General features: G+C 66.9%; 27 protein-coding genes. 4 read left to right on the top strand and 23 right to left on the bottom strand.

All coding sequences use genetic code 11. The features are described from left to right. Positions 1 to 44: 44 nt before the first annotated feature. The 6 genes from paaN to paaA all read right to left on the bottom strand — a co-directional run bounded on the left by paaN (position 45) and on the right by paaA (position 5,621). Positions 45 to 1,709: a phenylacetic acid degradation protein PaaN gene (gene paaN, locus AC6LJ5_RS02390; RefSeq protein ID WP_498139754.1), complete on the bottom strand. Its 1,665-nt coding sequence runs from the start codon at positions 1,707 to 1,709 to the stop codon at positions 45 to 47. A 44-nt stretch (positions 1,710 to 1,753) separates the two neighbouring features. Continuing rightward, a complete protein-coding gene (paaE, locus tag AC6LJ5_RS02395; RefSeq protein ID WP_103273376.1) occupies positions 1,754 to 2,842 on the bottom strand; it encodes a 1,2-phenylacetyl-CoA epoxidase subunit PaaE in 1,089 nt (362 codons plus the stop codon). Between the two features lie 12 nt (positions 2,843 to 2,854). Then, positions 2,855 to 3,361 (bottom strand): 1,2-phenylacetyl-CoA epoxidase subunit PaaD, encoded by a 507-nt coding sequence (paaD, locus tag AC6LJ5_RS02400; protein WP_498139755.1) that lies wholly within the window; start codon positions 3,359 to 3,361, stop codon positions 2,855 to 2,857. Continuing rightward, positions 3,358 to 4,122, bottom strand: coding sequence for a 1,2-phenylacetyl-CoA epoxidase subunit PaaC (gene paaC / locus AC6LJ5_RS02405; protein WP_103273375.1), 765 nt, complete (start codon positions 4,120 to 4,122; stop codon positions 3,358 to 3,360). Before paaC ends, paaD begins: the two co-directional genes overlap by 4 nt. A 16-nt stretch (positions 4,123 to 4,138) precedes the next feature. Next, a complete protein-coding gene (gene paaB, locus AC6LJ5_RS02410; RefSeq protein ID WP_006388300.1) occupies positions 4,139 to 4,423 on the bottom strand; it encodes a 1,2-phenylacetyl-CoA epoxidase subunit PaaB in 285 nt (94 codons plus the stop codon). A gap of 208 nt (positions 4,424 to 4,631) precedes the next feature. Next, positions 4,632 to 5,621, bottom strand: a complete 990-nt coding sequence (gene paaA, locus AC6LJ5_RS02415) for a 1,2-phenylacetyl-CoA epoxidase subunit PaaA (protein ID WP_103273374.1) — start codon at positions 5,619 to 5,621, stop codon at positions 4,632 to 4,634. 173 nt (positions 5,622 to 5,794) lie between these two features. Here paaA and paaX point away from each other — a divergent pair, with 173 nt between their 5' ends. After that, positions 5,795 to 6,724, top strand: a complete 930-nt coding sequence (gene paaX, locus AC6LJ5_RS02420; RefSeq protein WP_103273373.1) for a phenylacetic acid degradation operon negative regulatory protein PaaX — start codon at positions 5,795 to 5,797, stop codon at positions 6,722 to 6,724. Positions 6,725 to 6,834: 110 nt separating this feature from the next. On the opposite strand, the gene AC6LJ5_RS02425 is transcribed toward paaX, so the two are convergent. Continuing rightward, entirely contained in the window at positions 6,835 to 7,470 is a 636-nt protein-coding gene (locus AC6LJ5_RS02425) for an NAD(P)H-hydrate epimerase (protein ID WP_392411402.1), read from the bottom strand. A 42-nt stretch (positions 7,471 to 7,512) separates the two neighbouring features. Further along, complete coding sequence (gene orn / locus AC6LJ5_RS02430; RefSeq protein ID WP_103273371.1) at positions 7,513 to 8,058, bottom strand: oligoribonuclease; 546 nt, start codon at positions 8,056 to 8,058, stop codon at positions 7,513 to 7,515. 60 nt (positions 8,059 to 8,118) lie between these two features. Here orn and AC6LJ5_RS02435 point away from each other — a divergent pair, with 60 nt between their 5' ends. Together AC6LJ5_RS02435 and rsgA are read left to right on the top strand one after the other, a co-directional pair. After that, positions 8,119 to 9,369, top strand: coding sequence for a M48 family metallopeptidase (locus AC6LJ5_RS02435; protein ID WP_103273370.1), 1,251 nt, complete (start codon positions 8,119 to 8,121; stop codon positions 9,367 to 9,369). Continuing rightward, on the top strand, positions 9,366 to 10,325 hold the full coding sequence (gene rsgA, locus AC6LJ5_RS02440) for a ribosome small subunit-dependent GTPase A (protein WP_498139756.1): 960 nt from the start codon (positions 9,366 to 9,368) through the stop codon (positions 10,323 to 10,325). Before AC6LJ5_RS02435 ends, rsgA begins: the two co-directional genes overlap by 4 nt. Positions 10,326 to 10,426: 101 nt before the next feature. On the opposite strand, the gene AC6LJ5_RS02445 is transcribed toward rsgA, so the two are convergent. Both AC6LJ5_RS02445 and rplS read right to left on the bottom strand, forming a co-directional pair. Next, positions 10,427 to 11,158: a CoA pyrophosphatase gene (locus tag AC6LJ5_RS02445; protein ID WP_103273369.1), complete on the bottom strand. Its 732-nt coding sequence runs from the start codon at positions 11,156 to 11,158 to the stop codon at positions 10,427 to 10,429. 123 nt (positions 11,159 to 11,281) lie between these two features. Next, a complete protein-coding gene (gene rplS, locus AC6LJ5_RS02450) occupies positions 11,282 to 11,662 on the bottom strand; it encodes a 50S ribosomal protein L19 (RefSeq protein WP_103273368.1) in 381 nt (126 codons plus the stop codon). 394 nt (positions 11,663 to 12,056) lie between these two features. On the opposite strand from rplS, the gene AC6LJ5_RS02455 reads away from it, so the two are divergent. Then, positions 12,057 to 12,929: an EamA family transporter gene (locus AC6LJ5_RS02455; protein ID WP_103273367.1), complete on the top strand. Its 873-nt coding sequence runs from the start codon at positions 12,057 to 12,059 to the stop codon at positions 12,927 to 12,929. Between the two features lie 129 nt (positions 12,930 to 13,058). Here AC6LJ5_RS02455 and AC6LJ5_RS02460 read toward each other — a convergent pair whose 3' ends face one another. The 13 genes from AC6LJ5_RS02460 to AC6LJ5_RS02520 all read right to left on the bottom strand — a co-directional run bounded on the left by AC6LJ5_RS02460 (position 13,059) and on the right by AC6LJ5_RS02520 (position 26,096). After that, positions 13,059 to 13,451 carry a hypothetical protein gene (locus AC6LJ5_RS02460; RefSeq protein WP_103273366.1) on the bottom strand — a complete coding sequence of 131 codons (393 nt, stop codon included), beginning with the start codon at positions 13,449 to 13,451 and terminating at the stop codon, positions 13,059 to 13,061. 89 nt (positions 13,452 to 13,540) lie between these two features. Beyond that, a complete protein-coding gene (locus AC6LJ5_RS02465) occupies positions 13,541 to 14,974 on the bottom strand; it encodes a PA0069 family radical SAM protein (protein ID WP_498139757.1) in 1,434 nt (477 codons plus the stop codon). 216 nt (positions 14,975 to 15,190) lie between these two features. Next, positions 15,191 to 16,489: a sulfate adenylyltransferase subunit 1 gene (locus AC6LJ5_RS02470; RefSeq protein ID WP_498139758.1), complete on the bottom strand. Its 1,299-nt coding sequence runs from the start codon at positions 16,487 to 16,489 to the stop codon at positions 15,191 to 15,193. Positions 16,490 to 16,564: 75 nt separating this feature from the next. Continuing rightward, positions 16,565 to 17,473, bottom strand: a complete 909-nt coding sequence (gene cysD, locus AC6LJ5_RS02475; protein WP_103273363.1) for a sulfate adenylyltransferase subunit CysD — start codon at positions 17,471 to 17,473, stop codon at positions 16,565 to 16,567. Between the two features lie 32 nt (positions 17,474 to 17,505). Beyond that, a complete protein-coding gene (locus AC6LJ5_RS02480) occupies positions 17,506 to 18,261 on the bottom strand; it encodes a phosphoadenylyl-sulfate reductase (RefSeq protein ID WP_103273362.1) in 756 nt (251 codons plus the stop codon). Then, positions 18,258 to 19,322: a sulfate/molybdate ABC transporter ATP-binding protein gene (locus tag AC6LJ5_RS02485; RefSeq protein WP_498139759.1), complete on the bottom strand. Its 1,065-nt coding sequence runs from the start codon at positions 19,320 to 19,322 to the stop codon at positions 18,258 to 18,260. Before AC6LJ5_RS02485 ends, AC6LJ5_RS02480 begins: the two co-directional genes overlap by 4 nt. Positions 19,323 to 19,345: 23 nt before the next feature. After that, entirely contained in the window at positions 19,346 to 20,245 is a 900-nt protein-coding gene (cysW, locus tag AC6LJ5_RS02490; protein WP_103273360.1) for a sulfate ABC transporter permease subunit CysW, read from the bottom strand. Further along, positions 20,245 to 21,132: a sulfate ABC transporter permease subunit CysT gene (gene cysT, locus AC6LJ5_RS02495; RefSeq protein ID WP_103273359.1), complete on the bottom strand. Its 888-nt coding sequence runs from the start codon at positions 21,130 to 21,132 to the stop codon at positions 20,245 to 20,247. Before cysT ends, cysW begins: the two co-directional genes overlap by 1 nt. A gap of 24 nt (positions 21,133 to 21,156) precedes the next feature. Continuing rightward, positions 21,157 to 22,185: a sulfate ABC transporter substrate-binding protein gene (locus AC6LJ5_RS02500; RefSeq protein WP_103273358.1), complete on the bottom strand. Its 1,029-nt coding sequence runs from the start codon at positions 22,183 to 22,185 to the stop codon at positions 21,157 to 21,159. Between the two features lie 303 nt (positions 22,186 to 22,488). Beyond that, complete coding sequence (locus AC6LJ5_RS02505) at positions 22,489 to 23,130, bottom strand: peroxiredoxin (protein WP_103276372.1); 642 nt, start codon at positions 23,128 to 23,130, stop codon at positions 22,489 to 22,491. Between the two features lie 291 nt (positions 23,131 to 23,421). Then, positions 23,422 to 24,351: an electron transfer flavoprotein subunit alpha/FixB family protein gene (locus AC6LJ5_RS02510; RefSeq protein WP_498139760.1), complete on the bottom strand. Its 930-nt coding sequence runs from the start codon at positions 24,349 to 24,351 to the stop codon at positions 23,422 to 23,424. Between the two features lies 1 nt (position 24,352). Next, entirely contained in the window at positions 24,353 to 25,102 is a 750-nt protein-coding gene (locus AC6LJ5_RS02515; RefSeq protein WP_103273356.1) for an electron transfer flavoprotein subunit beta/FixA family protein, read from the bottom strand. A gap of 70 nt (positions 25,103 to 25,172) precedes the next feature. After that, positions 25,173 to 26,096 (bottom strand): histone deacetylase family protein, encoded by a 924-nt coding sequence (locus AC6LJ5_RS02520; protein ID WP_498139761.1) that lies wholly within the window; start codon positions 26,094 to 26,096, stop codon positions 25,173 to 25,175. Between the last annotated feature and the right edge of the window lie 2 nt (positions 26,097 to 26,098).

Raw genomic sequence — 26,098 nt, forward strand, 5'->3', positions numbered from 1 at the left:
TAGCGGCGCCCCCTGGGGGGAAGCGCGCAGCGCTTCGGGGGGGGTCACACGTGTTTTCTAGTCTGGACCACGCGGAAGCGATTGGCGACGAAGGCCGAGTCCGACAGCGCGGCGTTGGCGGCGGGGTTGGCGCCGGTGCCGTGGAAATCGCTGAAGGCCGCGGTCTGGTTGACGAACACCGCGCCCGTCAGATTCAGCGACAGCGACACGCCCGACACTTCGGCCGCGTCCTGGATGCGCTCGGCGACGGCGTCGTCGGTGGTGTAGGCCGACAGCGACAAGGCGCCGTGACGGATCACGCTGTCGCGCGCCAGCTGGATGCTGTGTTCGGTGGAATCGGTGGCCACCACGAAAGCGATGGGACCGAACCACTCCTGACCGATGGCCGGATTGCCGGCCTGGGCGGACAGCAGCAGCGGCGTGCGCACGCGGGCATTCTCGAATTGCGGGTGGACCAGCGGCTTGCTGTCGGCCAGCACCGGCAGGCCCAGCGCACGGGCCTTCTCGATGCGCTCGACCACGCCTTCGTTCTGGATCGCGCCGGTCAGCTCGACCGCGCGGGCGGCGTCGGCGGTGGTCTTTTCCAGCGCGGCGGCCAGGGCGCCCGCGACCTCGTCGAAGCTGACACGGCCTTCCGGCGTCTGGATGCCGTCGCGCGGCACGTAGATGTTCTGCGGCGCCGTGCACATCTGGCCCGAGTACAGGGCCAGCGAGAACGCCAGGTTGCGCGCCACGCCCTTCAGGTCGCTGGCCGAATCGATGATGACCTGGTTGACGCCGGCCTTCTCGGTGTAGACCAGGGCCTGGCGGGCGTTGTCTTCCAGCCAGTTGCCATTGGCGCTGCTGCCGGTGAAGTCGACGATCTTGACGGCGGGATCCAGCGCCAGCTGCTGCGCGGTGTCATCGCCGGCGGCATGCGCGGCCAGCAGCACCACGTTGGGGTCGAAGCCCGCTTCGGCCAGCACTTCGCGCGCCACCTTCACGGTGATGGCCAGCGGCAGGATCGCGCCCGGATGCGGCTTGACGATGACGGTGTTGCCCGTGGCCAGGCTGGCGAACAGGCCGGGATAGCCGTTCCAGGTCGGGAAGGTGGAGCAGCCGATCACCAGCGCCACGCCGCGCGGCACCACGGTGAAGTGCTTTTCCATGCGGATGGGATCGTTCTTGCCCTGCGGCTTTTCCCAGACCGAGATGCCGGGAATGCGCGACATTTCCTGCCACGCGTAGGTCACGGCCTCGAAGCCGCGGTCCTGTGCGTGCGGACCGCCGGCCTGGAAGGCCATCATGAAGCCCTGGCCGGTGGTGTGCTGCACCGCGTAAGCGATCTCGAAGCTCAGCTTGTTCAGGCGCGACAGGATTTCCATCGACACGCCGACCCAGGCGCGCGGGCCGGCGCGGCGCCATTGCTCCAGCGCCTTGGACGACGCGGCCACCAGCTTGGCGGCGGGCACGCGCGGATAGGTGATGCCCAGGTCGAAGCCGTAGGGAGATGCCTCGCCGCCCACGCTGCCTTCGGCGCCCGGCAGGTCCAGCGGGAAGGGCTTGCCGCGCAGCGCCTCGAAGGCGGCGCGGCCGTCGTCATTGGCGGTCTCGCCGTAGTGGCGCGGGCTGGGCGACTCGGCAAACGGGCTCCAGTAGCCGCGCAGCGCGGCGGCGGCCATGGCCTGTTCCAGCAGGGCCTGGTGACGCTCGAAGAATTGCTCTGACACTGTGTCTCTCCAAAATGAATGATGTCGGCCTGGCGGACGCCGGCTCAGGTTTCCTGGTCGAAGTCGATGACCAGGCGGTCGCTGACCGGAAAGCTCTGGCAGCTGAGGATGAAGCCGCGCGCGACCTCATAGTCTTCCAGCGCGAAGTTGGCGTCCATGTCCACTTCGCCCTCGACGACCTTGCAGCGGCAGGTGGAACACACCCCGCCCTTGCACGAGTACGGCAGTTCTATCCCTTGCGCCAGCGCCGAATCCAGCACGCTGTCCTTGTTCTTGTCGATGACGAACATCCTGCTGTGGCCGTCCTGCACCACGGTGACCTCGCACTGCCCCTTGCCGGGAGCCTGTCGGGCTTCCTGGCCGGTGCGCAGGGCGCGCGGGCCCTTGGGCGCGCCGAACAGCTCGAACTTGATGTTCGACTTCGGAATGCCGCGGGCCTGCAGGCGCTCGACCACGCTTTCGGTCATGGTCTGCGGACCACAGACAAAAGCGTAATCGATATCGGCCGGGCTCATCCAGGCCGACATCAGCTGGTCAACCTTGTCGCCGTCCAGACGGCCGTTGAATAGTTCGATGTCCTGGGTTTCGCGGCTCATGACATAGACCAGCGAGAAGCGGTCCATGTACAGGTTCTTCAGGTCTTCGATTTCCTCTCGGAACAGCACGGCCGACGAGGCGCGGTTGCCGAAGAACAGCGTGAACTTGCTCTTGGGCTCGGTCGACAGCGCGGTCTTGACCAGCGAGAACACCGGGGTGATGCCGCTGCCGACGGCGAAAGCCACGTAGTGGCGTTCCTGCTCGGGCGAGAAATCGACGGTGAAATTGCCCGCCGGCGCCATCACTTCCAGGGTCTGCCCGGGTTGCAGCTCATGGTTGGCCCAGCTGGAGAACGCGCCCTCGTCCACCCGCTTGATCGCCACGCGCAGGCGCTTGTCGCTGGGGGCCGAACAGATCGAATACGAGCGGCGCAGCTCTTCGCCGTTGAGCTGGGTGCGCAGGGTCAGATACTGGCCCGGCAGGAAGGCGAACTCGTCGGCCAGCGTCTCGGGCAGGTCGAACGTCACCACCACGGCGTCGCGCGTGTTGCGCGCGACCGAGGCGACCTTCAGGGAATGGAATTGGTTCTGGCTCATTGTCTCAACCACTCAGTGGGTCTTGAAATAATCGAAAGGCTCGCGGCAGGCGACGCAGCGGTACAGCGCCTTGCACGACGTGGAACCGAAATCGCTGACCAGGCGCGTGTCGCGCGAGCCGCAGCGCGGGCACTCGATGGCGGGCGCGGCGCGGCGGCGGCTGATGCCGGAGATGTCGACGGCGCGCTCGGCGGGCGCGGCGATGCCGTAGCCCTTGAGCGCGGCGCGGCCCTTCTCGCTCATCCAGTCGGTGGTCCAGGCCGGCGCCAGGCGGGTCTCGACGCGCACGTCGTCGACGCCGTGCCGCGCCAGCGTGGCCGCGATGTCCTGCGTGATCTCGCGCATGGCCGGACAGCCCGAATAGGTGGGCGTGATCACGACCACGCAGGTCTCGCCGTCCCAGCGCACGTCGCGCACCACGCCCAGGTCCACCACGGAAAGCACGGGGATCTCCGGATCCGGCACTTCCTGCAGCCAGTCGAAGACCTGGCCGGCGGACACGGGCGCCATGGCGTTCACCACTTGGCTCCCGGATAGGCGCGCGGCAGGAATTGCATCTCGGCCAGCACGTAGCCCAGTTCCTCGCTATGCCGGCCCTGGCGGCCGCCGCGATGGGCGGGATGGCTCGCGGCTGCGGCGTCCGGCACGGACAGCGTGGCCTCGCCCAGCACCTCGGCCACGTGGCGGGCCCAGGGCTCGCGCAACTCGGACAACAGACAGCCGATGCCGCGCGCGGCCAGGTCCTGGTCCACGGCGTCGTCAAAGAACAGCTCGCCCGTGAAGCGCCAGGCATCGTCGATGGCGGCCTGCATCTTGGCGTGGCTTTCGGCCGTGCCGTCGCCCAGGCGCACCACCATGTCCGACGAACGGCGCACGTGATAGGTGACTTCCTTGAGCGCCTTGGCGGCGATTGCCGCGACGCGTTCGTCGGCGGACCGCTCAAGCTTCTGCAGCAGGAAGTAGTGCCAGACGTCAAACAGGAACTGGCGCGCCATGGTGTCGGCGTAGTTGCCGTTGGCGCGCTCGACCAGCAGCGCGTTGTGGAATTGGTGCGCGTCGCGCAGATAGGCCAGCGCGTCTTCGTCGCGGCCCGCGCCCTCGACCTCGCCGGCCAGGGTCAGCCACATGCGGGCCTGGCCCAGCAGGTCCAGCGCGGTGTTGGTCAGCGCCAGGTCCTCTTCGAGGATGGGGCCGTGGCCGGTCCATTCGCCCAGGCGCTGCGACAGGATGAGCGTGGTGTCGCCCATGCGCAGCAGGAATTCAAAGAAATGCTTGTCCATGTCTCCCCCTCCCGCCTTACATGTGCTTGATTTCTTCGGGCATCGGGAAGAACGTGGGATGCCGGTAGACCTTGCTGTTGGCCGGCTCGAACAGCGGATCCTTGTCGCCGGGGCTGCTGGCCGAGATGTCCGACGCGCGCACGACCCAGATGCTCAGGCCTTCGTTGCGGCGCGTGTAGACGTCGCGCGCATGGTTGATGGCCATTTCGGCGTCGGGCGCGTGCAGGCTGCCGACATGCTTGTGCGCCAGGCCGTGCTGGCTGCGGATGAACACTTCCCACAGGGGCCAGTCTTTGCTCATGATGGATGTCCTCGGTGCCGGGCGCGCGATGCGCGTCCTGGTCTGCAATGGATAAAAAATAGGCCTGAAAATCAGTTGTTCCTGCTGCTGGCTTCTCACCCGCAACCGGGGTATCGCCCCATCCGGGTCGCGCGAAGCCGGCTTTGCCGGTCCGCAGCGACGCCCCCTTGAGGGGGGAGCGCGCAGCGCTTCGGGGGTGGCCCCCCCCCTACGCGGCTTTGCGTGTTGCCTGTTTATCGGCGTGGGCGACCAGCGCGTCGCGCACCCAGGCGCCGTCTTCATGCGCCTTGACGCGGGCGGCCAGGCGTTCGCGGTTGCAGGGACCATTGCCCTTGATGACCGCGTAGAACTCGTCCCAGTCGATCTCGCCGAAGTCGTAGTGGCCGCGCTCGGCATTCCACTTGAGATCGGGATCGGGCACGGTCAGGCCCAGGTATTCGGCCTGCGGCACGGTCTGGTCCACCATCTTCTGGCGCAGCTCGTCGTTGGAGAAGAGCTTGATCTTCCAGGCCATGGACTGGGCGCTGTTGGGCGAATCGGCATCGCTGGGACCGAACATCATCAGCGCGGGCCACCACCAGCGGTTCAGCGAGTCCTGCACCATGGCCTTCTGCTCGGGCGTGCCATGCAGGCACATCTGCATCAGCAGGTCGTAGCCCTGGCGCTGGTGGAAGGACTCTTCCTTACAGACGCGCACCATGGCGCGCGCATAGGGGCCGTAGGAACAGCGGCACAGCGGGATCTGGTTGATGATGGCCGAGCCGTCGACCAGCCAGCCGATCATGCCAATGTCGGCCCAGCTGAGCGTGGGGTAATTGAAGATGCTGGAGTACTTGGCGCGGCCGCTGTGCAGATCGTCGATCAGGTCGTCGCGCGACACGCCCAGCGTCTCAGCGGCGCTGTACAGGTACAGGCCGTGGCCGGCCTCGTCCTGGACCTTGGCCAGCAGGATGGCCTTGCGCTTGAGCGAGGGCGCGCGGGTGATCCAGTTGCCTTCGGGCAGCATGCCCACGATTTCGGAATGCGCATGCTGCGAGATCTGGCGCACCAGGGTCTTGCGGTAGGCGTCGGGCATCCAGTCCTTGGCCTCGATGCGCACGCCATCGTCAATGCGACGCTGGAAGGCCTGTTCCGCGCCTTCGAGCTGGTCGGCGGACTTGACCTGCTTGACGCCGGTCTCGACGAGTTGAGCGTACATGTGTGTCTCCTTGAGACGGTTTGCGAAAACGCAAAGCAGGCGCCGCGCAGTGCCGTCATGTCATACCGGCGATTATTTAATACAAAAAAACCATTGTCAAACTCAAATCTGTATCACATTGGATTTATGTATCATATTGCCGAACTCGATACCGGCCGCCCGCGGCCCTACTTATGGCAAACCCTCAGTCGCCCCTGGACCGCTTTCTGTCGCGCTTGATCAAAAGCGATCCGCCCCGGGCAAAATCGCTCTGCGTCAGCCTGCTGGGCGATGCGCTGGCGCCGCACGGCGGCGCCATCTGGCTGGGCGACCTGATCGAGCTGCTGGCGCCGCTGGGCATCAATGAACGGCTGCTGCGCACCAGCGTCTTCCGCCTGGTCGCGCAGAACTGGCTGCAATCGGAACGGCATGGCCGCCGCAGCCTGTACCTGATCTCGGAGCTGGGGCAGCGCCACACGGCGCACGCCTCGCAGCGCATCTACGAAGGCGCGCCGCAGGACTGGAACGGGGAATGGACGCTGGTGGCCCTGCCCCGGATCGGCAACGGACTGGCCGAGCGCGCCGAGCTGCGCCGGGAACTGATATGGGAAGGCTTCGGCATGATCGCGCCGGGGCTGTTCGCCCATCCTCATACCCAGGCCAGCGCGGCGCATGACATCCTGGAAAAGCTGGGCATTCCCGACCGCGCCCTGGTGCTGTCGGCGCGCGACCTGGCCGACGCCGGCGGCCTGCCGATAGCCAGCCTGGCCTCGCAGTGCTGGAACCTGGACGATGTGGCCGAGCAGTACCGGGCGTTCAGCAAGAATTTCGGACCGCTGGAAAAACTGCTGGACGCGCCGCCCTCGCCAGCCGAGGCCTTCGTCATCCGCGTCCTGCTGCTGCACAATTGGCGCCGGATCGTCCTGCACGATCCCCACCTGCCAGGCCCGATGCTGCCCGACAACTGGCCCGGACGCGCGGCACGCGAACTGTGCGGGCGTCTCTACTGGCGCGTGTTCGACGCCTCCGAGGCGCACCTGGACGCGCTGGCCGCCCGCGACAACGAACGCTACACGCCGCTCACGGCGGACGTGGCGGCGCGCTTCGGCGGCCGGCCCGCCTGATTCGACGAAAAGCGATTGGATCCGGGGTCGGATGCGCCGGCCGATGTCGCGTCACGCCCGGCGCGACGGACCGTCGGATTGCCTGCGCGTCATGATCCGGCGGATTGGGCTCAGACGTCGTCCGCCTCGGACGGCATGACCACATCCAGCGTATCCAGATGCCGCTCGCCGATGGCGCCGGCGCCGGACCCCGGCAGCTCCAGCCCCCGCGCCCGGGCAATGAAGGACAGGGTCCAGCGCGCCTGGATCGGGCGTCCCAGCGCTACGCCGGTGTCCGCGTCCACGCCGCTGGGCACATCCAGAGCCAGCACGGGCGCGCCCCAGCGATTGACCGTGTCCACCAGCGCCTGCCAATCGGCGCCCAGGGGACGGTTCAGGCCGATGCCGAACAGGCCGTCGATGACCAGCCCGGGCACGAAACCCGGTTCCAGCGCGGACAGCGTCCCGCCGCCCGCGGCCACCCACCCGTCGTAAGCGCGGGCGGCATCGGGAGGCAGCTTCTGCGGGCCGGCGGGCAGCAGCACGCGCACGTCGTGCCCCATCGCCCGCAGCACGGTCGCCGCGACCAGGGCGTCGCCGCCATTGTTGCCGGGGCCGGCCAAGGCCAGCACCGGCGTACCGGGCGCGATCCGGGCCGCCACAAAGCGGGCCGCAGCCGCGCCCGCCAGCGGCATCAGCTGCCGGCCGGCAGCCAGCGCCTGGCGCTCGGCCTCGCGGATCCGGGAAACGGGATAGCAAGACGGCATGGCGGGCTCCGGAATGCCGGCGGGACGGACGCCCCGGGGCCGTCAGACCTTGAGGAAATGCTCGCGGTAGTACTTCAGCTCGTCGATCGACTCGTAGATGTCCGCCAGCGCTTCGTGGCGGCTCTTCTTCTCGAAGCCCTTGTAGACGGCCGGCGCCCAGCGGCGAGCCAGTTCCTTCAGCGTGCTGACGTCGAGGTTGCGGTAGTGGAAGAACTTCTCGAACCGCGGCATGTAGGCGAACATGAAGCGGCGGTCCTGGCTGATTGTGTTGCCGCACAGCGGCGACTTGCCGGCCGGCACGTGCTGCGACAGGAACTCCAGCAGGATATCCTCGGCCTGGGCCTCGTTGATGGTCGAGGCGCGGACCTTGTCGATCAGGCCGCTCTTGCCGTGGGTCGACTTGTTCCAGTCGTCCATGGCGTCGAGCAGGCTGTCGGGCTGGTGCAGCACCAGCACGGGGCCTTCCGCGACCACGGTCAGGTCGGGTTCGGTCACCACGACGGCGACTTCGATGATGCGTTCTTTCTCAGGTTCGAGGCCCGTCATTTCCATGTCGAGCCAGACCAAGCGGTTTTCGTTCACAGCCATATAATTTGCCTATAAAACACGCGATTTTCGCATATCCCTTACCGAGCACCCGACCCGCACATGTTCACCCTGCTGTTCGTCGCCTTCCTGCTGATCGACGTTGCCGTGCGCCTGTGGCTGGCCACGCGCCAGATCCGTCATGTCGCCCGCAACCGTGAACAGGTGCCAGCCGAATTCTCGCACCGCATCGGCCTGACCAGCCACCAGCGCGCGGCGGACTACACCGTGGCGCGCGTGCGGCTGGGCATGCTGGAACGGACCTACGACGCCATCGTGCTGGTGGGCCTGACCCTGCTGGGCGGCCTGCAGGCCATCGATCTGGCGGTAGGCCAGCTTACCAGCAACGACTTCCTGCGCCAGATGCTGCTGCTGGTGACCGTGGCGCTGCTGCTGGGCCTGCTGGGACTGCCATTCACGCTGTGGCGGCAGTTCAGATTGGAAGCCCGTTTCGGTTTCAACCGCATGACACCCGGGCTGTTCGTGGCGGACGCGCTCAAGGGCCTGCTGGTGGCGGCCGTGCTGGGGTTGCCGCTGGCCGCCGCCGTGCTGTGGCTGATGGGCAGCGCCGGCGCGTACTGGTGGGCCTGGGCCTGGGGCCTCTGGATGGTGTTCAACCTGGCGCTGCTCATCATCTATCCGATGTTCATCGCCCCGCTGTTCAACAAGTTCACGCCCTTGACCGATCCCGACCTGGCCGGACGCATCCAGCGCCTGGCGCAGCGCTGCGGCTTCGCGCTCAACGGTCTGTTCGTGATGGACGGCTCGCGCCGTTCCGCGCACGGCAACGCCTACTTCACCGGCTTCGGCCGCTCACGCCGCATTGTCTTCTTCGACACGCTGCTGGCGCGCCTGAACGGCGACGAGATCGAGGCCGTGCTGGCCCACGAGCTCGGCCATTTCGCCAAGCGCCACATCATCAAGCGCATCTGCTTCAGCTTCGGCGCGGCCCTGGTATTCTTCGCGCTGCTGGGCTGGATATCCCAGCAGCCGTGGTTCTATGTGGGACTGGGCGTGCTGCCGCAGCTGGGCGGCCGCAACGACGCCATGGCGCTGCTGCTGTTCTTCCTGGTGATTCCGGTCTTCACCTTCGTGTTCACGCCGCTGGCCAGCTGGTACTCGCGCCGCGACGAATTCGAGGCCGACCGCTATGCCGCCGAGCAAAGCTCGCCGGATCGACTGGTATCCGCCCTGGTCAAACTCTACGACGACAACGCCGCCACCCTGACGCCCGATCCCGTGCACTCCGCCTTCTACGACAGCCATCCTCCCGCCGCCGTGCGCATCCGTCACCTGATGGCGCCGGCCGCATGAGCGCGCGCGATCGCTCCCCGCAACGCCCGCAGCAGGGCGCCGCGGCCGCCGTCACCGGCGCGCCGAACGAAGGCCGCATCATCGCGGCCCATGGCCGCCACTACACCGTGGAGCTGGACGACGGCACGCTGCGCAAGTGCTTCCCGCGCGGCAAGAAGGCCGGCGCGACGGTCGGCGACCGGGTCCGCATCACGCCGCAGGGCAGCGACGAAGGCGCGATCGATGCGATCCTGCCGCGCCGCAACCTGCTTTACCGCTCGGACGAGATGCGCTCCAAGCAATTCGCGTCCAACGTCGATCAGCTGCTGATCGTGGTCGCGGTCCAACCCACCTTTTCCGACGACCTGACCGGGCGCGCCCTGGCCGGCGCCTGGAGCGCCGGGATCTCGCCACTCATCATCCTGAACAAGACCGACCTGGCCGACGCCCTGCCCGCCGCCCGCGAACGACTGGCGCCGATCGCCGCGCTGGGCGTGGACATCGTCGAGTTGAGCGCGCTGGAACCGGCGCGGGTCCACACGCTGCTGGCGCCGCGCCTGGCGGGCAAGACCAATCTGCTGTTGGGACAAAGCGGCATGGGCAAGTCCACGCTGCTCAACGCGCTGGTGCCGGACGCCGCCGCGCCCACGCGCGAACACTCGACCGCGCTGGACATGGGCAAACACACCACCACCAGCACGCGGCTGTACCACCTGCCCGATCCGGGCGGCGACCTGATCGATTCGCCGGGATTCCAGGCATTCGGCCTGCAGCACCTGACCCGCGAGGACATCATCCGCGGCTTCCCCGAGTTCGCTGGCCCCATCGAGTCCTGCCGCTTCTACAACTGCAGCCACCGGCACGAGCCGGGCTGCGGCGTGGTCGCGGCGCTGGAGGCGGGCGCCATCCATCCCGCGCGCTATGCGCTGTATCAACGGGTATTGGAAGAGAACGAAGCGGGCCAGCAGCGGTATTGAAACCTGGCGCGGGCGCGCTCGCGCGGGATCGCGCCGGGCGCCAATGCGTCGGGCACCACGACACCTAGCGCCATGGCGCCTGGCGCCGACGCACCCGGCTCTCAGCGCGGCTGCAGCCCGTGATTCAGCAGATGGTACAGATTGCGCAGCATGCCTGCCGTCGCGCCCCAGATGAAGTACTTGCCATAAGGCATGCCGTAGTAATGGCGCACACGGCCATCGTCCAGCCGCGCCTCGTAGAGGCGGTGATTGGCCGGGTCCATCAGGAAGGACAACGGCACCTCGAACACCTCGGCCACCTCGAACGCGTCCGGCGCCAACTGGAAGCCGGGCCGCACCAGGGACACGACGGGGATGATGGAGAATCCGGTCGCCGTCAGATACGGCGGCATGCTGCCCAGCACTTCCACATGCTCGGCCGGCAATCCGGTTTCCTCGTGCGCCTCGCGCAGCGCGGCGTCCTCCGGCGTGGGGTCGCTGGTTTCGATGCGTCCGCCGGGAAAGCTGATCTGGCCGGCATGGTCATACAGGTGCGCGGCGCGCTGGGTCAGCAGGATGCTGACGCCCTGCTCCCGGGTCACCAGGGGAATCAGCACGGCGGCGGGCACCGGCGTGCCTTCGCGTCCTGGATAGCGCAGGTCATTGTCGCGCGAGAGTTCGAGCTTCCAGGTGGAAGGCTGGCTCAGCGTTCCGCGCAGCGCGTCGGGCGTGAGCAGGCCGGCAGGCACGGCCGGCAGCGAATCATTGGCCACGACCCAGGGCTGGGAAGCCGGATCGAAACCGGGACGGGCCAGCGGCCGCCTGGGCCGCGGGGATGACGAGGAATCAGACATACGGCTCTGTGTAAAGAAAAAGGCACCCTCGCAGGTGCCTTTTTAACCCGGAAATCCGTATCGGACGAAAACGCGGGAAAGCGTGAGCGTCCGACACAGATAGGGCCGTGTGCCGATAAGCGATCAAGCCGCCGAGGCTTGCTTGCTGACCAGCTTTTCCTTGATGCGAGCCGACTTGCCCGAGCGGTTGCGCAGGTAGTACAGCTTGGCGCGGCGCACGTCGCCGCGGCGCTTGACTTCGATGCCAGCGATCTGCGGCGAGTACAGCTGGAACGTACGTTCCACGGCTTCGCCCGACGAGATCTTGCGCACGGTGAACGCGGAGTTCAGGCCGCGGTTGCGCTTGGCGATCACGACGCCTTCGAAGGCCTGAACGCGCTTGCGGGTGCCTTCAACGACGTTCACGCTCACGACGACGGTGTCGCCAGGAGCAAAAGCAGGCATGGCCTTGCCGCCGGTCAGGCGGGCAATTTCTTCCTGTTCCAGGATAGCGATGAGGTTCATTGAAACTCCTAGTTCATCTTGCCTTTGCGGGCTAACAACTTTTTGCCGTCCGATTTTGTTCGTTGTCCTATGTCCCAGACTGGAAGGGAAAGGCTCCCGACTTCCCGGGCGCCAGACAACGGATATGCCGCAAGCAGAGGATGAGATTTGGCAAACCAATGATTCTACACCAGAATTTCCGAAAATAGCCAAGTCGGGGGACGCGACTGGACGGGACCATGCCCATGGGTGTATCTTGCGAGTCCTATTGAGTAGACATCTATACAAATTTTCCGTGCCAGGTCGTCGGAAGTGACGACAAGACCGCCGATCAGAAGCTCACGGCGTCCTTGCCAGCCCATTTGCGGTACCCTTGCGGTCTTGTAACAAACACGTCACCAAGCAGCTCCCTCACATGTCGTATTCGTCCCTGGTACTGGTCGTCCTGGCCGCGATGGCCCACGCAACGTGGAACCTTCTGGCCAAGCGAGCCGCCATGGTGGGCGCGCCCTTCGTCTTCGCCTACGGCCTGTGCGCCTCGGTGCTCTACGCACCCTGGGTGGTCTGGGTGCTGTTGCACGACGGCATGCAATGGTCCTGGATGGTGGTCGGCGCGATCCTGATGTCCAGCCTGTTGCACCTGGGCTACAGCTTGTGCCTGCAACGCGGCTATCAGGTGGCCGACCTGTCCGTGGTCTATCCGATTGCCCGGGGCACCGGCCCGCTGCTCTCGACCACCGGCGCGTTCATCCTGTTGAATGAACCCGCCAAGGCCAGCGGCATCGCCGGCATGCTGTGCGTGGTGATCGGCGTGTTGCTCATCGCCACGCAAGGCCGGCTGGCCATCTTCCGCCAGGCCCAGGCCTGGGTTGGCGTGCGCTGGGGCGTGGTGATCGGCCTGTTCATCGCCGCCTATACCGTGGTCGACGCCTACGGCGTGAAAGTGCTGCTGATCAGCCCGGTGCTGTTCGACTGGTTCACCTGTGTCACGCGCACCACCATGATGACGCCACACATGCTGCGTCGCCGGGCCCAGAACTGGGAATCGATGCGCGGCTATTGGCACCTGGCGCTGGCCGTGGGCTTCCTGTCGCCGCTGGGCTACATCCTGGTGCTGTTCGCGCTGCAGGACGGCGCGCCGCTGAGCCTGGTGGCGCCGGCCCGGGAAATGTCGATGATGCTGGGCACCCTGGCCGGCATGTTCCTGCTGCGCGAGAAGGTCGGCATCGGCCGGCTGCTGGGCTGCTTCTCCATTCTGGCGGGCGTTGTCCTGCTGGGTTCAGCCTGACGGACGCCGTTCAGCGCGGTTCCGTCTGACCGGCACCCGCTGTCGGGTCCGGTCCAACTGAAGAAGCCCGGGTGGCAAGCGCCGCTCCCCTGCCCCTGCGCGCCGGACCCGCCCGGCATCGCGCCGAGGTCAGAATCCGCCGGCAGCGCCCAGCCACATCAACGCAGGAATCATGGCGCCCCAGGCCAGCACCAGCAGCACATCCGCCACCTTGCTCTTCATGCTGAGCTGATCCGCCACCGGCTCGACGGTGGCATTGCCCAGCGTGCGCTCGCGCGGCAGGCGCGCGGCGCTTTCTCCGGCCTTGCCCTTGCTCGCCGCGTCGTCCTGGGCGGGCGCGGGAAACGGCCACTTGGCCGGCAGCGACGCCAGCCGGCTGCTCGCGCGGGCCGGCTGCGTCTTGCCTGGCATGGACACCGCAAGGCGGGCGCCCAGCGCGCGCAGACGCGCCAGCGGTCCACGGGCGGGATTCAGATCCAGGGCCAGCGCATCGGGCATGGCGGAGAGGTTTCCGGTGTTCATGGGAACTCCTTGTATTCATGGCCGCGCATGCGCTTGGCCCATCGGCTAGACGACACAGACTCCGGCCCGACAGGCCCGGCGAGATCGGACTACGACTCGAACAGCGACAACTGCCCGGCGGCCGCGGCGCGCAGCGGACTGCGGCCACGGACATAGCCGCTGGCGGCGCCAGCGGTCGAGGCATGGGGGACCCCTGAAGACGCTTTCGCGCCAGCCGGGGATGGGAAAACGGGGAATGAGGCATCGTGCGCGCCGTCCAGGCCGGCCACGGCGGGCGGCATGAATTGGTCGCAGCTGAGCTGCAGGCGGCTGCGGTTCAGGCCCAGCTTGCGCGCGGCCATGGAAAAACGCTGGCGCAGCAAGTCGGCCCAGATGCCGGTGCCACGCATGCGCGAACCAAAGTTGGGATCGTTGCGGCGACCGCTGCGCAGGTCTTCGATGCGATGCAGGACGCGCTGGGCGCGATCCGGGAAATGGGCGTGCAGCCAGTCCTCGAACAAGGTCTTGACCTCCCAGGGCAGGCGCAGGACCGTGTAGCTGGCGTAATGCGCGCCAGCCGCCTTGGCGGCCTCCAGGATGTGCTCCATGGACTCGTCGTTGATGAACGGAATGATGGGCGCCACCAGCACGCCCACCGGCACGCCGGCGTCGGTAAGGCTGCGCACCGCCTCCAGCCGGCGCCAGGGCGCGGCGGCGCGCGGCTCCAGGCTGCGGGCCATGGCCGCGTCCAGCGTGGTGACGCTCATGTAGACGACAACCAGGTTGCGGCGGGCCAGTTCGGCCAGCAGGTCCAGGTCGCGCGCGACCAGGGCGTTCTTCGTGACGATGGTGAGCGGATGCCGGGTTTCCAGCATCAGTTCCAGCAGGCCGCGCGTCAGGCGCCATTCGCGCTCGATGGGCTGGTAGGCGTCGGTGGCCGAACCGATATTGATGGGCGACGGCTTGTAGCCCGGCCGGCTCAGTTCCGCGCGCAGGGCCTCGACGGCGTTGGCCTTGGCCACCAGCCGGGTTTCGAAATCCAGGCCGGGCGAATAGCCCAGGTAGGCATGGGTGGGACGGGCGTAGCAGTAAACACAGCCGTGCTCGCAGCCACGGTAGGGATTGACCGCCACGTCGAAGGGAATGTCGGGCGAATCATTGCGCGACAGCATCTTGCGCGCGGCCTCGGCCGTGACCTGGGTCTTGGGCGCGGCGGGTTCGCGGCGCTGATCGGGCACGATGGGGATGACGGGAACGATTCGGGAGGACTGGCCGGAAACGGCCGGCGTAGCGGCGTCGTCCTTGCCAGGAAAGGCGGCGGCGCGCTCGGTCAGGCTCGACGAAGCATCTGAAGAAAAATCGGGGACGGGATCTACGAAATCTGCCGGCAGTCCGGAGGCGGACCAGCCGTCGTCGACCTGCACGCGTTCGTCGGATTGGAAGCGATGTCGAACATTAGTAACCGCACCCCGACCGCGCAAGGCGGCGGGGGCGGCAGCCGGGGACCCAGAACCGGCGGGAAAAGAATGATCGATGCTTGCCATAGGAACCACTGTACAAAAACACAGTAGTTTTAGCAAGCCCCGAAAGACTTTTCTTAAGACAGCCCCACTTTACCGCAAGACGCCGGCTCCGTTGCGACAATTCGATTTCATCTTGCGAGATGGGCCGGAAACCCGCGCCAGCATTGACTTTGGAAGAAAAACAACAACAATCCGGGGGAACGAAAAACGCTCCGCCCCCCCGAATCCGCAGGCCCGTTAGCGCAGCATGCCGGCAGCCGCCGTCTGATGCGTCGCCTCGTCGATCAGGATGAACGCGCCGGTCGCCGGCACGTCCGCGTAGCGATCTACGGCGAGCGCATCGCGCGTCGTGAACGACACCCGGCCGATGTCGTTCATGCGCAGCACGCCTTCCGTGTTCTCGACTTCCTGCAGCTCATGGATATCACGATGCGACAGCACGGCGCGCACCTTCGCCGAGGTCAGCCGCGTGCCCGACTTGAGCAGATACTTGCGCGCCGGATTGAGCGGCTGCGAATCGAGCCAGCACAATTCGGCCTCGAACTCGCGCGACACCTGCGCGGGCGCGGCCGAGTGCGCGATCACGTCGCCACGCGAGACATCCACGTCGCGGTCCAGCACCACAGTGACGGAATCGCCAGCCACCGCTACGTCCAGTTCACGGTCGAATGCCAGCACGCGGCTCACCACGGCGTCCACGCCGGACGGCTGCACCGTGACGGCATCGCCGGGCCGCAGCACGCCGCTGGCGACGCGGCCAGCATAGCCACGGAAGTCGTCCTTGCGGTCGCCGTCATGGCGCGCCACGCGCTGCACCGGGAAACGCAGCGGCAAGGCGCCGCCGTCGTTCTGCACATCCAGCGCCTCCAACAGCGCCAGCAGCGGTTGGCCCTGGTACCAGGGCGTCTTCGGCGACGACGTGACCACGTTGTCGCCGTTCAGCGCCGACAGCGGCAGCGCGTCGAAATGCGCGATACCCAGCTTGGCCGCCAGCTCGGCGTAGGCGGCGCGGATGCGTTCGAACACGGCCGGGTCCCAATCCACCAGATCCATCTTGTTCACCGCCACCACGATGTGGCGGATGCCCAGCAGCCTGGCGATGGTGCTGTGGCGCTTGGTCTGCGGCAGCAGCTTGCCATCGGCGGCGCGGGTGGCGTCGATCAGGATGACGGCCACGTCGGCGGTGGACGCGCCCGTCACCATGTTGCGCGTGTACTGCTCATGCCCCGGCGCGTCGGCGATGATGAACTTGCGCACCGGGGTCGAGAAGTATCGGTAGGCCACGTCGATGGTGATGCCCTGCTCGCGCTCGGCCTCCAGGCCGTCCGTCAGCAGCGAGAAGTCGATGCCGTCGCCGGCCACGCGCTTGTACTTGGCGCGCGCGATGGCGTCGAGCTGGTCGGCGAACACGCCCTTGCTGTCGTACAGCAGGCGTCCGATCAGCGTGGACTTGCCGTCATCCACCGAACCGGCGGTGATCAGGCGCAGCACGCCGCGGTCGGCGCAGGAAAGAAAAGAATCGTTGATGGCGTTCATGTGCGTTCCTTGCGGCCGGCCTTCAAGCCGGCAAACCCCGGCGCACGGCCGGAGCGGTCGGGTGCTTGCGCGGGATCAGAAGTAGCCTTCCTTCTTGCGGCGCTCCATCGAGGCCTCGGAAGTCTGGTCGTCCATGCGGGTGGCGCCGCGCTCAGTGATGTCGGTCACCGCGGTCTCGGCGATGATGGCGGCCGTGTCGGCGGCGTCGGACGCCACCGGGCAGGTGCAGGAGATGTCGCCCACGGTGCGAAAGCGCACCTGCAGCCGCTCGACCCGTTCGCCTTCCTGCGGCGGCGTCAGCCGCGTCACCGGCACCAGCAGCCCCTTGCGCCGCACCACCTCGCGCTCGTGCGCGTAGTAGATCGACGGCAGCGCCAGGCCTTCGCGCTGGATGTATTGCCACACGTCCAGCTCGGTCCAGTTCGAGATCGGGAACACGCGCATGTTCTCGCCGCGATGCACGCGGGTGTTGAACAGGTTCCAGACTTCCGGCCGCTGGGCCTTCGGATCCCATTGGCCGAACTCGTCGCGGAACGAGAAGATGCGTTCCTTGGCGCGCGCCTTTTCCTCGTCGCGCCGGGCGCCGCCGATGCAGGCGTCGAAGCCGAATTCCTCGATCGCTTCCAGCAGCGTCACCGCCTGCGCGGCATTGCGCGAATCGGTCTCGCGCCGCAGCACCACACTGCCACGCTTGATCGAATCCTCGACGCTGCGCACGATCAGGGTCTCGCCCAGCTCGGCGGCGCGCGCGTCGCGGAAATCGATCACCTCGGCGAAATTGTGGCCGGTGTCGATATGCATCAGCGGAAACGGAAAACCGCCCGGGCGAAAGGCCTTCTCGGCCAGGCGCAGCAGCACGACCGAATCCTTGCCGCCCGAGAACAGCAGCACCGGCCGTTCGCACTCGGCGGCGACCTCGCGCAGGATGAAGATGGCTTCCGATTCCAGCCAGTCCAGGTGGCTGCGTTGAATCACGGCAGACATTGGGTGTTCCCCTTGAATCATGGTTTTCGAATTCATGGCCGGCCAGCGTCGCCGACGGGCGCGATGGCGATGACCCGGTTGCCCGCATGCAGGCCGCATTCCTTGGAGTCCGAGGACTCCCACCACCAGCGCCCTGCCCGCAGGTCTTCGCCCGGCCGCAAGGCGCGCGTACAGGGTTCGCAGCCGATGGACGGATAGCCCTGGTCGTGCAGCGGGTTGTACGGAATGCCCAGCGCGCGGATCACGGTCCAGACCTCGGCCTCGCTCCAGTCCGCCAGCGGGTTGAACTTGTACAGGCCGAACGTGGCGTCCTGTTCTTCGCGCGCCAGCTCTCCGCGCGTGGCGGACTGGGCGCGCCGCTGCCCGGTGATCCAGGCGCCGCGTCCGGCCAGAGCGCGCTTGAGCGGCTCGACCTTGCGGATCTGGCAGCAAGCCTTGCGCAGCTCGACGCTTTCGTAGAAGGCATAGGCGCCATGCGCGGCCACGTGCGCGTCGACGGCAGCCGCGTCTGGCCGGTAGATCGTGACCTCGCGGCGGTAGCGCTGGCGGATCGCGTCCAGCACGCCCAGCGTTTCGGCGTGCAGCCTGCCGGTGTCCAGCGTGAACACCTCCAGGTCCAGCCCGGCGTCGAAAATGGCGTGCGTCAGCACCATGTCCTCGGCCGCCAGCGACGAGGCCAGCGCGGCGTCGGGATAGCGACGCCGCGCGTCGGCCAGCGTCTCGATCAACTCGCGCCAGCGCGCCGCCGCGCCGGCTTCCAGTTCGGGAGGCAGTTCGATCGTCGTCATGCTTGCACCGCGAAGATCCGGGCCCGGCGCGGACGCGCCAGCAGGGTTTCGCCGTCGCGCAGGTTCAGCTCCCGGTACAGCTGTTCCGGCACTTCGGCCTCGATGATGGCGTCCGAGTCCTGGCGCGCCAGTTCCAGATAGGCGCTGGGGCCGGCCAGGTAGGCGTGCGACAGCCGCACCGCGATGCCCTCGCCTTCCGGCCGGTAGCGCTCGATGTCGAATTCGTGCGGCCGCACATAGGCGGTGGCGCGCTCGCCGTCGGCCTGCGCCAGCTCCGGCGCCGGCAGCGACAGCCCCGCGCCCTGCCAGACGCCGCGCGTGGCCACGCCGGCCAGCGAGTTGACGTCGCCCAGGAAGCCGTAGACGAAGGGCGTGGCGGGCGACTCCCAGACTTCGCGAGGCGTGCCCACCTGCTCGATGCGGCCCGAGTTCATCAGCACCACCCGGTCGGCCACTTCCAGCGCCTCTTCCTGGTCGTGCGTCACGAACACGCTGGCCACGTGCAGCTCGTCGTGCAGCCGGCGCAGCCAGCGGCGCAGTTCCTTGCGCACCTTGGCGTCCAGCGCGCCAAAGGGTTCGTCCAGCAGCAGCACGCGCGGCTCCACCGCCAGCGCGCGCGCCAGGGCGATGCGCTGGCGCTGGCCGCCCGACAGCTGGGCCGGATAGCGATCGGCCAGCCAGTCCAGTTGCACCAGCCCCAGCAGGTCGTGCACCTTGCGCTGGATCTGGTCCTCGGAAGGACGCTGCGAACGATGCTTGACGCGCAGGCCGAAGGCCACGTTCTCGAACACGGTCATGTGCTTGAACAGCGCGTAGTGCTGGAACACGAACCCGACCTGGCGCTGGCGCACGTCCACGGCGGTGGCGTCCTCGCCGGCGAACAGCACGCTGCCCGAGTCAGCCGATTCCAGGCCCGCGATGATGCGCAGCAGCGTGGTCTTGCCACAGCCGGACGGTCCCAGCAGCGCGACCAGCTCGCCGGTCTCGATATGCAGCGATACGTCGTTGAGCGCGCGGAACTGGCCGAAGCGCTTGGACAGATTGCGGACTTCTATGCTCATGTTTGTCTCCGTCGGGCGCCGTGTCAGGCGGCGGCCTGGGTGATGGCCACGGCGGGGCCGGGATACTCGGCGGGCTGACTGGCGGCCTGCAGCTGCTTCGCGTTGCGCCACTCGACCAGGTTCTTGGCCACCAGCGTCACCAGCGCCAGCAGGGCCAGCAAAGAGGCGACGGCGAAGGCCGCCGAATACTGATATTCGTTGTAGAGAATCTCGACGTGCAGGGTCATGGTGTTGGTCAGGCCACGCACCTGGCCGGACACCACCGACACGGCGCCGAACTCGCCCATGGCGCGCGCGTTGCACAGGATGGCGCCGTACAGCAGGCCCCACTTGATGTTCGGCAGCGTGACGCGCCAGAAGATCTGCCAGCCATTGGCGCCCAGCGTCAGCGCGGCCTGCTCTTCCTCGCTGCCCTGCGCCTGCATCAGCGGAATCAGCTCGCGCGCGACGAACGGAAAGGTCACGAACAGGCTGGCCAGGATGATGCCCGGCACCGCGTACACGATCTTGATGTCGTGCGCCTGCAACCAGCCGCCGAACCAGCCCTGCGTGCCGAACAGCAGCACGAAGACCAGCCCCGCCACCACCGGCGACACCGAGAACGGCAGGTCGATCAGCGTGATCAGGAACTGCTTGCCGCGAAACTGGAACTTGGTGATGGCCCAGGCGGCGGCCACGCCGAACACCAGGTTCACAGGCAGCGCGATGGCCGCGACCAGCAAGGTCAGACGGATCGCCGCCCAGGCGTCCGGCTCGACGATGGCCTCCAGGTACAAGGCCCAACCCTTGCGGAAGGCCTCGGCGAATACCGCGGCCAGCGGCACCAGCAGGAACAGCGTCAGGAACAGCAGCGCGATGCCCAACAGGATGCCGCGCACCCAGCGCGGCTCGGTCAGGTGGGCGGGACGATGGTCGACGCTCATCAGGCTCTCCCGAGGCCGCGGCGGGCCTGCCAGCCCTGCAGCAGATTGATGATGAACAGCAGCGCGAAGGACAGCACCAGCATCACCGTGGCGATGGCGGCCGCGCCGGCATAGTCGAACTGTTCGAGCTTGGCGATGATCAACAACGGCGTGATCTCGGACACCATGGGCATGTTGCCGGCGATGAACACCACCGAGCCGTACTCGCCCACCGCGCGCGCGAAGGCCAGCGCGAAGCCGGTCATCAGCGCCGGCAGCAGCGCGGGCAGCAGCACACGGCGTATGGTCTGCCAGCGATTGGCGCCCAGGCTGGCGGCGGCCTCCTCGATCTCGCGCTCGACGTCCTCGAGCACAGGCTGCACCGTGCGCACCACGAAGGGCACGCCGATGAAGATCAGCGCGATCACGATGCCCAACGGCGTGAACGCGACCTTCCAGCCGAACCACTCGGCCAGCGGCGCGCCCAGCCAGCCCTTTTCCGAATACAGCGCGGTCAGCGCGATGCCGGCGACGGCGGTGGGCAGCGCGAAAGGCAGGTCCACCAGCGCATCCAGGATCTTCTTGCCCGGGAAGCGATAACGCACCAGCACCCAGGCCACGATGGTGCCGAACACCAGGTTCACCAGCGCGGCGATCAGGGACGCGCCGAAGGTGAGCTTGTAGGACGCCACCACGCGCGGCGAAGCAACGGCGTCCCAGAAGCCCTGCCAGCCGAGCGAGGCGCTCTTGATGGGCAGCGCGGCCAGTGGAATGAGCACCAGCAGGCTCAGGTAGAGCACCGCATAGCCCATGGAAATGCCGAAGCCGGGCAATACGCCCGGGCTGCTGCGGCGAACGGCAAAAGGCGCTTGCGCGCCCGTTGCCGCCGGTGTCGAGGCTGAGGTCATGGCCGTCGTCCGATGGTCAGGAGATCATTTCTTCTGAGGCTGGTAGATCTGGTCGAAGGTGCCGCCATCGCTGAAGTGATCCTTCTGCGCCTTGCGCCAGCCGCCGAAGATCTTGTCGTCGATCTTGACGAGCTTGACCTTGGGGAACTTGCTTTCGTACTTGGCCGCCACGTCCTTGTCGATGGGGCGGTAGTAGTTCTTGGCGATGATTTCCTGCGCCGCCGGCGTGTACAGGAATTCCAGGTAGGCCTGGGCCGCGGCGCGGGTGCCCTTCTTGTCGACGATCTTGTCGACCACGGCCACCGGCGGCTCGGCCAGGATGGACAGCGAGGGCACCACGATGTCGAACTTGTCCGGACCCAGCTCCTCGAGCGCCAGGAAAGCCTCGTTCTCCCAGGCCAGCAGCACGTCGCCCACGCCGCGCTCGACGAAGGTGGTGGTGGCGCCGCGCGCGCCGGTATCCAGCACCGGCACGTGCTTGAGCAGCTCGCCGACATAGGCCTTGGCCTTGTCCTCGCTGCCGCCGTTCTTCTCGAGCGCGTAGGCCCAGGCCGCCAGGTAATTCCAGCGCGCGCCGCCGGAAGTCTTGGGGTTGGGGGTGATGACCTGCACGCCGTCCTTGACCAGGTCGTCCCAGTCCTTGATCTGCTTGGGATTGCCCTTGCGCACCAGGAACACGATGGTGGAGGTGTAGGGCGAGCTGTTCTGCGGCAGGCGGGCCTGCCAGTTTTCCGGGAGCAGGCCGCGATCGGCGATGGCGTCGATGTCGTAGGCCAGGGCCAGCGTCACCACGTCGGCTTCCAGTCCGTCGATGACCGAACGCGCCTGGCGGCCCGAGCCGCCGTGCGATTGGCGGATGGTCAGCTCGACGCCGGCCTTGTCCTTGTATTGCTTGGCGAAGGCGTCGTCGATCGCGCGGTACAGCTCGCGTGTCGGATCATAGGAGACGTTGAGCAGCGTCTGCTTCTGCTGCGCCTGGGCCGGCGCGATCGCCGCGAGCGAAACCGTCACTGCAGCCAAGGCGGCCAGCCAACCCGCTTTCCTGAAAGACATCCCTTGCTCCCTGCGTCAGTTTGACAATGTGGAAGCAAGTTTGCAGGCGAGTCGATCTGAACGGAACGAATCATTTTTTGATTGTTAATCGCCGCCAAGCATATAGACGCGGGGCATGGCGAAACCACGCCGCCTCGCCTGCTTGGGGCCAGGCGCAGCGCGCGCCCCTTGCGGAATGCCCGTCGCGCCAGCCGTGGAGACCCATAAAAAAACGCCGCGTTCCCAGCGGGGAATCGCGGCGTACTGGCGGCAAAGCCTGCGGGATGCGTTCAGGGCGCGCGGCCCTTCATGCATCCCGGCTATTTACTTATTCGGCTGGGGCGTGATGCGCAGGTAAGGACGCACGGCCTTGTAGCCCTTGGGGAATTTCTGCTTGATCACGGCCTCGTCCTGCAACGAGGGCACGATGATCACGTCGTCGCCGTCCTGCCAGTTCACCGGCGTGGCCACGCTGTGGCTGTCGGTCAGCTGCAGCGAGTCGATGACGCGCAGGATCTCGTTGAAGTTGCGTCCGGTGCTGGCCGGATAGGTGATGGTCAGGCGCACCTTCTTGTTCGGATCGATGATGAACACCGAGCGCACCGTCAGCGTGGCGTTGGCGTTCGGGTGGATCATGTCGTACAGCTCGGAAACCTTGCGGTCCTTGTCGGCCAGGATCGGGAAATTGACCGTGGTGGACTGGGTGTCGTTGATGTCCTCGATCCACTTGTTGTGCGATTCCTTGCCGTCGACGGACAGCGCCAGCACCTTCACGTTGCGCTTGGCGAACTCGTCGGCCAGCTTGGCGGTGTAGCCCAGCTCGGTGGTGCAGACGGGGGTGAAATCGGCGGGATGCGAGAACAGCACGCCCCAGCTGTTGCCCAGGAATTCATGAAAACGGATCGGGCCAACCGAGGATTCCTGTTCGAAATCGGGGGCGATGTCGCCCAGGCGTAGATGACTCATGGTGTCTCCTGCATGCGGATGAAGGTTGATCGAGGGCGGCCCGCCCGCGAGCGCGGCGGACACGGCCGGCAACGGCTCGTCGGCGGCCTGCGACGCCCGGGCTTGCATCCCGCAGCGGCAGCCATGCGACGATTCTTCCATCAAACTCGGTACGGGGGAAATACGCAAGACATATAACCTTATGCAATATTCATGACCCGAATTGAGCGCCTGCAATCCGATGTCACGCGCAAAAGAAAAGCCCGCGAACCTGCGTTCGCGGGCTTTTCCGTAGATGCCTTGCGTCTGGCTCTATAGCGCGCCGGTCAGTTCCGGCACGACCTGGAACAGATCGCCGACCAGGCCGTAGTCGGCCACGCCGAAGATCGGGGCTTCCGGATCCTTGTTGATGGCCACGATGACCTTGGAGTCCTTCATGCCGGCCAGGTGCTGGATGGCGCCGGAGATGCCGACGGCCACGTACAGCTGCGGGGCCACGATCTTGCCGGTCTGGCCGACCTGCCAGTCGTTCGGCGCGTAGCCGGCGTCGACCGCCGCGCGCGAAGCGCCCAGCGCCGCGCCCAGCTTGTCGGCCAGCGGGTCCAGGATCTTGAAGTTCTCGGCGCTGCCCAGGCCACGGCCGCCGGAGACGACCACGCGCGCGCCGGCCAGTTCGGGGCGGTCGCTCTTGGCGACTTCGCGACCCACGAAGCTGGACAGGCCCGAGTCGGCCACGGCAGTGGCGTCCTCGATCGCGGCCGAGCCGCCGGTGGCGGCCACCGCGTCAAAGCCGGTGGTGCGCACGGTGATGACCTTGACCGCGTCGGCCGACTGCACCGTGGCGATGGCGTTGCCGGCGTAGATCGGGCGCTGGAAGGTGTCGGCGGATTCCACGCCGATGATGTCCGAGACCTGCGCCACATCCAGCTTGGCGGCCACGCGCGGGGCCACGTTCTTGCCCGAGGCGGTGGCGGGGAACAGGATGTGGCTGTAGCCCGACGCCACGGCCAGCACCTGGGCGGCCAGGTTCTCGGCCAGGCCTTCGGCCAGCTGCGGCGCGTCGGCCAGCAGCACCTTGGACACGCCGGCGGCCTGCGCGGCCTGCTCGGCCACGGCGCGGGCATTGGCGCCGGCGACCAGCACGTGCACGTCGCCGCCGCTCTTGGCGGCGGCGGCGATGGTGTTCAGGGTCGCGCCCTTGAGCTGGGCGTTGTCGTGTTCAGCAATAACCAGCGTCGTCATCTCAGACCACCTTCGCTTCGTTCTTGAGTTTGTCCACCAGCGCCGCCACATCGGGCACCTTGATGCCGGCCTTGCGCGCCGGCGGCTCGCTGACCTTCAGCGTCTTCAGGCGCGGCGCCGGGTCCACGCCCAGGTCCTGCGGCGTCACGGTGTCCAGCTGCTTCTTCTTGGCCTTCATGATGTTCGGCAGCGTCACGTAGCGCGGCTCGTTCAGGCGCAGGTCGGTGGTGATGATGGCCGGCAGCTTCAGCGACACGGTCTCCAGGCCGCCGTCGACTTCGCGCGTGACGTTGACCTTGCCGTCGCCCAGCTCGACCTTGCTGGCGAACGTGGCTTGCGGCCAGTCCAGCAGCGCGGCCAGCATCTGGCCGGTCTGGTTGGCGTCGTCGTCGATCGCCTGCTTGCCCAGGATCACCAGCTGCGGCTGTTCCTTGTCGACCAGCGCCTTGAGCAGCTTGGCCACGGCCAGCGGCTGCAGTTCGACATCGGTCTGCACCAGCACGCCGCGATCGGCGCCAATGGCCATCGCTGTGCGCAGGGTTTCCTGGCATTGGGCCACGCCGCAAGACACGGCGACGACCTCGGCCACCGAACCCTTCTCCTTCAGGCGGGTCGCTTCCTCGACGGCGATTTCGTCGAAGGGGTTCATGGACATCTTCACATTGGCGATATCGACGCCAGTCTGATCCGACTTGACGCGCACCTTGACGTTGTAGTCAACGACGCGCTTGACAGGTACCAAAACCTTCATCCCGCTGCCTCCAAATGGAAATAATTACCCGGCATGCGCCGGGATCGCATTGCACAATTTTTTCCTGATTCTACAGCTTCGCCAGCGCCCGTATATGCGCCACCACGCTGCGACCGAGGGCGGACAGGTTGTAACCGCCCTCCAGCGTACTGACGATCCGGCCCTGGGCATGGCGGTCGGCCACCCCGACGAGCTGTTCGGTGATCCAGGCGTAATCGGCCTCGACCAGCCCCATCTGACCCATGTCGTCCTCCCGGTGGGCGTCGAATCCCGCCGACACCAGGATCAGCTCCGGCCGATGCGCCTCCAGCCGCGGCAGCCAGGTGTCCGTGACGATGGACCGCACCGCCGCGCCCGCGGTATAGGCCGGCACCGGCACGTTGAGCATGTTGGCGGCCAGATGGTCCGCGCCGCTGTTGGGAAAGAACGGGTGCTGGAAGAAGCTGCACATCAGCACCCGCTCGTCGCCGGCGAAGACGTCTTCGGTGCCATTGCCGTGGTGCACGTCGAAATCCACGATGGCCACCCGCGACAGGCCGTGGAAATCCAGCGCGTGGCGGGCCGCGATGGCCACGTTGTTCAGGAAGCAAAAGCCCATGGCCTGGGAGCGGCAGGCATGGTGCCCGGGCGGACGCACCGCACAAAAAGCGGTGCGCGCCTCGCCGCCCATGACCGCGTCGACCGCGGCCACGCCCGCGCCGGCCGCGTACAGCGCGGCCTCGTAGGTGTGCGGGTTCATCAGGGTATCGGGATCGATCGGGTAGTAGCCGTGCTCGGGCACGTGCTGGCGCAGACTGTCCAGGTACTGAACGGTATGGACCCGCAGAATGTCGTGGCGCGAGGCTTGCGGCGCCTGGCGATCGTCTAGATAGGGCATCAGGCCGCTGGCCAACAACTGGTCCGAGATGGCGTCCAGCCTCTGCGGGCTTTCCGGATGCCAACTGCCCATTTCATGCAAGCGGCATGCCGGGTGGGTAAGATACATGGTCTCCATAA

The organism is Achromobacter sp. 1011791174, assembly GCF_059760925.1.

Bases quoted from the DNA above. Each gene is read 5' to 3' on its own strand.
- AC6LJ5_RS02485 (WP_498139759.1), bottom strand. From the start codon at position 19,322: ATGAGCATAGAAGTCCGCAATCTGTCCAAGCGCTTCGGCCAGTTCCGC.
- paaX (WP_103273373.1), top strand. From the start codon at position 5,795: ATGGCAAACCCTCAGTCGCCCCTGGACCGCTTTCTGTCGCGCTTGATC.
- AC6LJ5_RS02445 (WP_103273369.1), bottom strand. From the start codon at position 11,158: ATGTCTGATTCCTCGTCATCCCCGCGGCCCAGGCGGCCGCTGGCCCGT.
- AC6LJ5_RS02510 (WP_498139760.1), bottom strand. From the start codon at position 24,351: ATGACGACGCTGGTTATTGCTGAACACGACAACGCCCAGCTCAAGGGC.
- AC6LJ5_RS02480 (WP_103273362.1), bottom strand. From the start codon at position 18,261: ATGACGACGATCGAACTGCCTCCCGAACTGGAAGCCGGCGCGGCGGCG.
- paaA (WP_103273374.1), bottom strand. From the start codon at position 5,621: ATGTACGCTCAACTCGTCGAGACCGGCGTCAAGCAGGTCAAGTCCGCC.
- rsgA (WP_498139756.1), top strand. From the start codon at position 9,366: ATGAGCGCGCGCGATCGCTCCCCGCAACGCCCGCAGCAGGGCGCCGCG.
- orn (WP_103273371.1), bottom strand. From the start codon at position 8,058: ATGGCTGTGAACGAAAACCGCTTGGTCTGGCTCGACATGGAAATGACG.
- paaE (WP_103273376.1), bottom strand. From the start codon at position 2,842: ATGAGCCAGAACCAATTCCATTCCCTGAAGGTCGCCTCGGTCGCGCGC.
- cysT (WP_103273359.1), bottom strand. From the start codon at position 21,132: ATGACCTCAGCCTCGACACCGGCGGCAACGGGCGCGCAAGCGCCTTTT.
- AC6LJ5_RS02435 (WP_103273370.1), top strand. From the start codon at position 8,119: ATGTTCACCCTGCTGTTCGTCGCCTTCCTGCTGATCGACGTTGCCGTG.
- AC6LJ5_RS02425 (WP_392411402.1), bottom strand. From the start codon at position 7,470: ATGCCGTCTTGCTATCCCGTTTCCCGGATCCGCGAGGCCGAGCGCCAG.
- AC6LJ5_RS02505 (WP_103276372.1), bottom strand. From the start codon at position 23,130: ATGAGTCATCTACGCCTGGGCGACATCGCCCCCGATTTCGAACAGGAA.
- AC6LJ5_RS02515 (WP_103273356.1), bottom strand. From the start codon at position 25,102: ATGAAGGTTTTGGTACCTGTCAAGCGCGTCGTTGACTACAACGTCAAG.
- cysW (WP_103273360.1), bottom strand. From the start codon at position 20,245: ATGAGCGTCGACCATCGTCCCGCCCACCTGACCGAGCCGCGCTGGGTG.
- AC6LJ5_RS02465 (WP_498139757.1), bottom strand. From the start codon at position 14,974: ATGGCAAGCATCGATCATTCTTTTCCCGCCGGTTCTGGGTCCCCGGCT.
- AC6LJ5_RS02520 (WP_498139761.1), bottom strand. From the start codon at position 26,096: ATGGAGACCATGTATCTTACCCACCCGGCATGCCGCTTGCATGAAATG.
- paaB (WP_006388300.1), bottom strand. From the start codon at position 4,423: ATGAGCAAAGACTGGCCCCTGTGGGAAGTGTTCATCCGCAGCCAGCAC.
- cysD (WP_103273363.1), bottom strand. From the start codon at position 17,473: ATGTCTGCCGTGATTCAACGCAGCCACCTGGACTGGCTGGAATCGGAA.
- paaC (WP_103273375.1), bottom strand. From the start codon at position 4,122: ATGGACAAGCATTTCTTTGAATTCCTGCTGCGCATGGGCGACACCACG.
- rplS (WP_103273368.1), bottom strand. From the start codon at position 11,662: ATGAACCTCATCGCTATCCTGGAACAGGAAGAAATTGCCCGCCTGACC.
- AC6LJ5_RS02455 (WP_103273367.1), top strand. From the start codon at position 12,057: ATGTCGTATTCGTCCCTGGTACTGGTCGTCCTGGCCGCGATGGCCCAC.
- AC6LJ5_RS02470 (WP_498139758.1), bottom strand. From the start codon at position 16,489: ATGAACGCCATCAACGATTCTTTTCTTTCCTGCGCCGACCGCGGCGTG.
- AC6LJ5_RS02500 (WP_103273358.1), bottom strand. From the start codon at position 22,185: ATGTCTTTCAGGAAAGCGGGTTGGCTGGCCGCCTTGGCTGCAGTGACG.
- AC6LJ5_RS02460 (WP_103273366.1), bottom strand. From the start codon at position 13,451: ATGAACACCGGAAACCTCTCCGCCATGCCCGATGCGCTGGCCCTGGAT.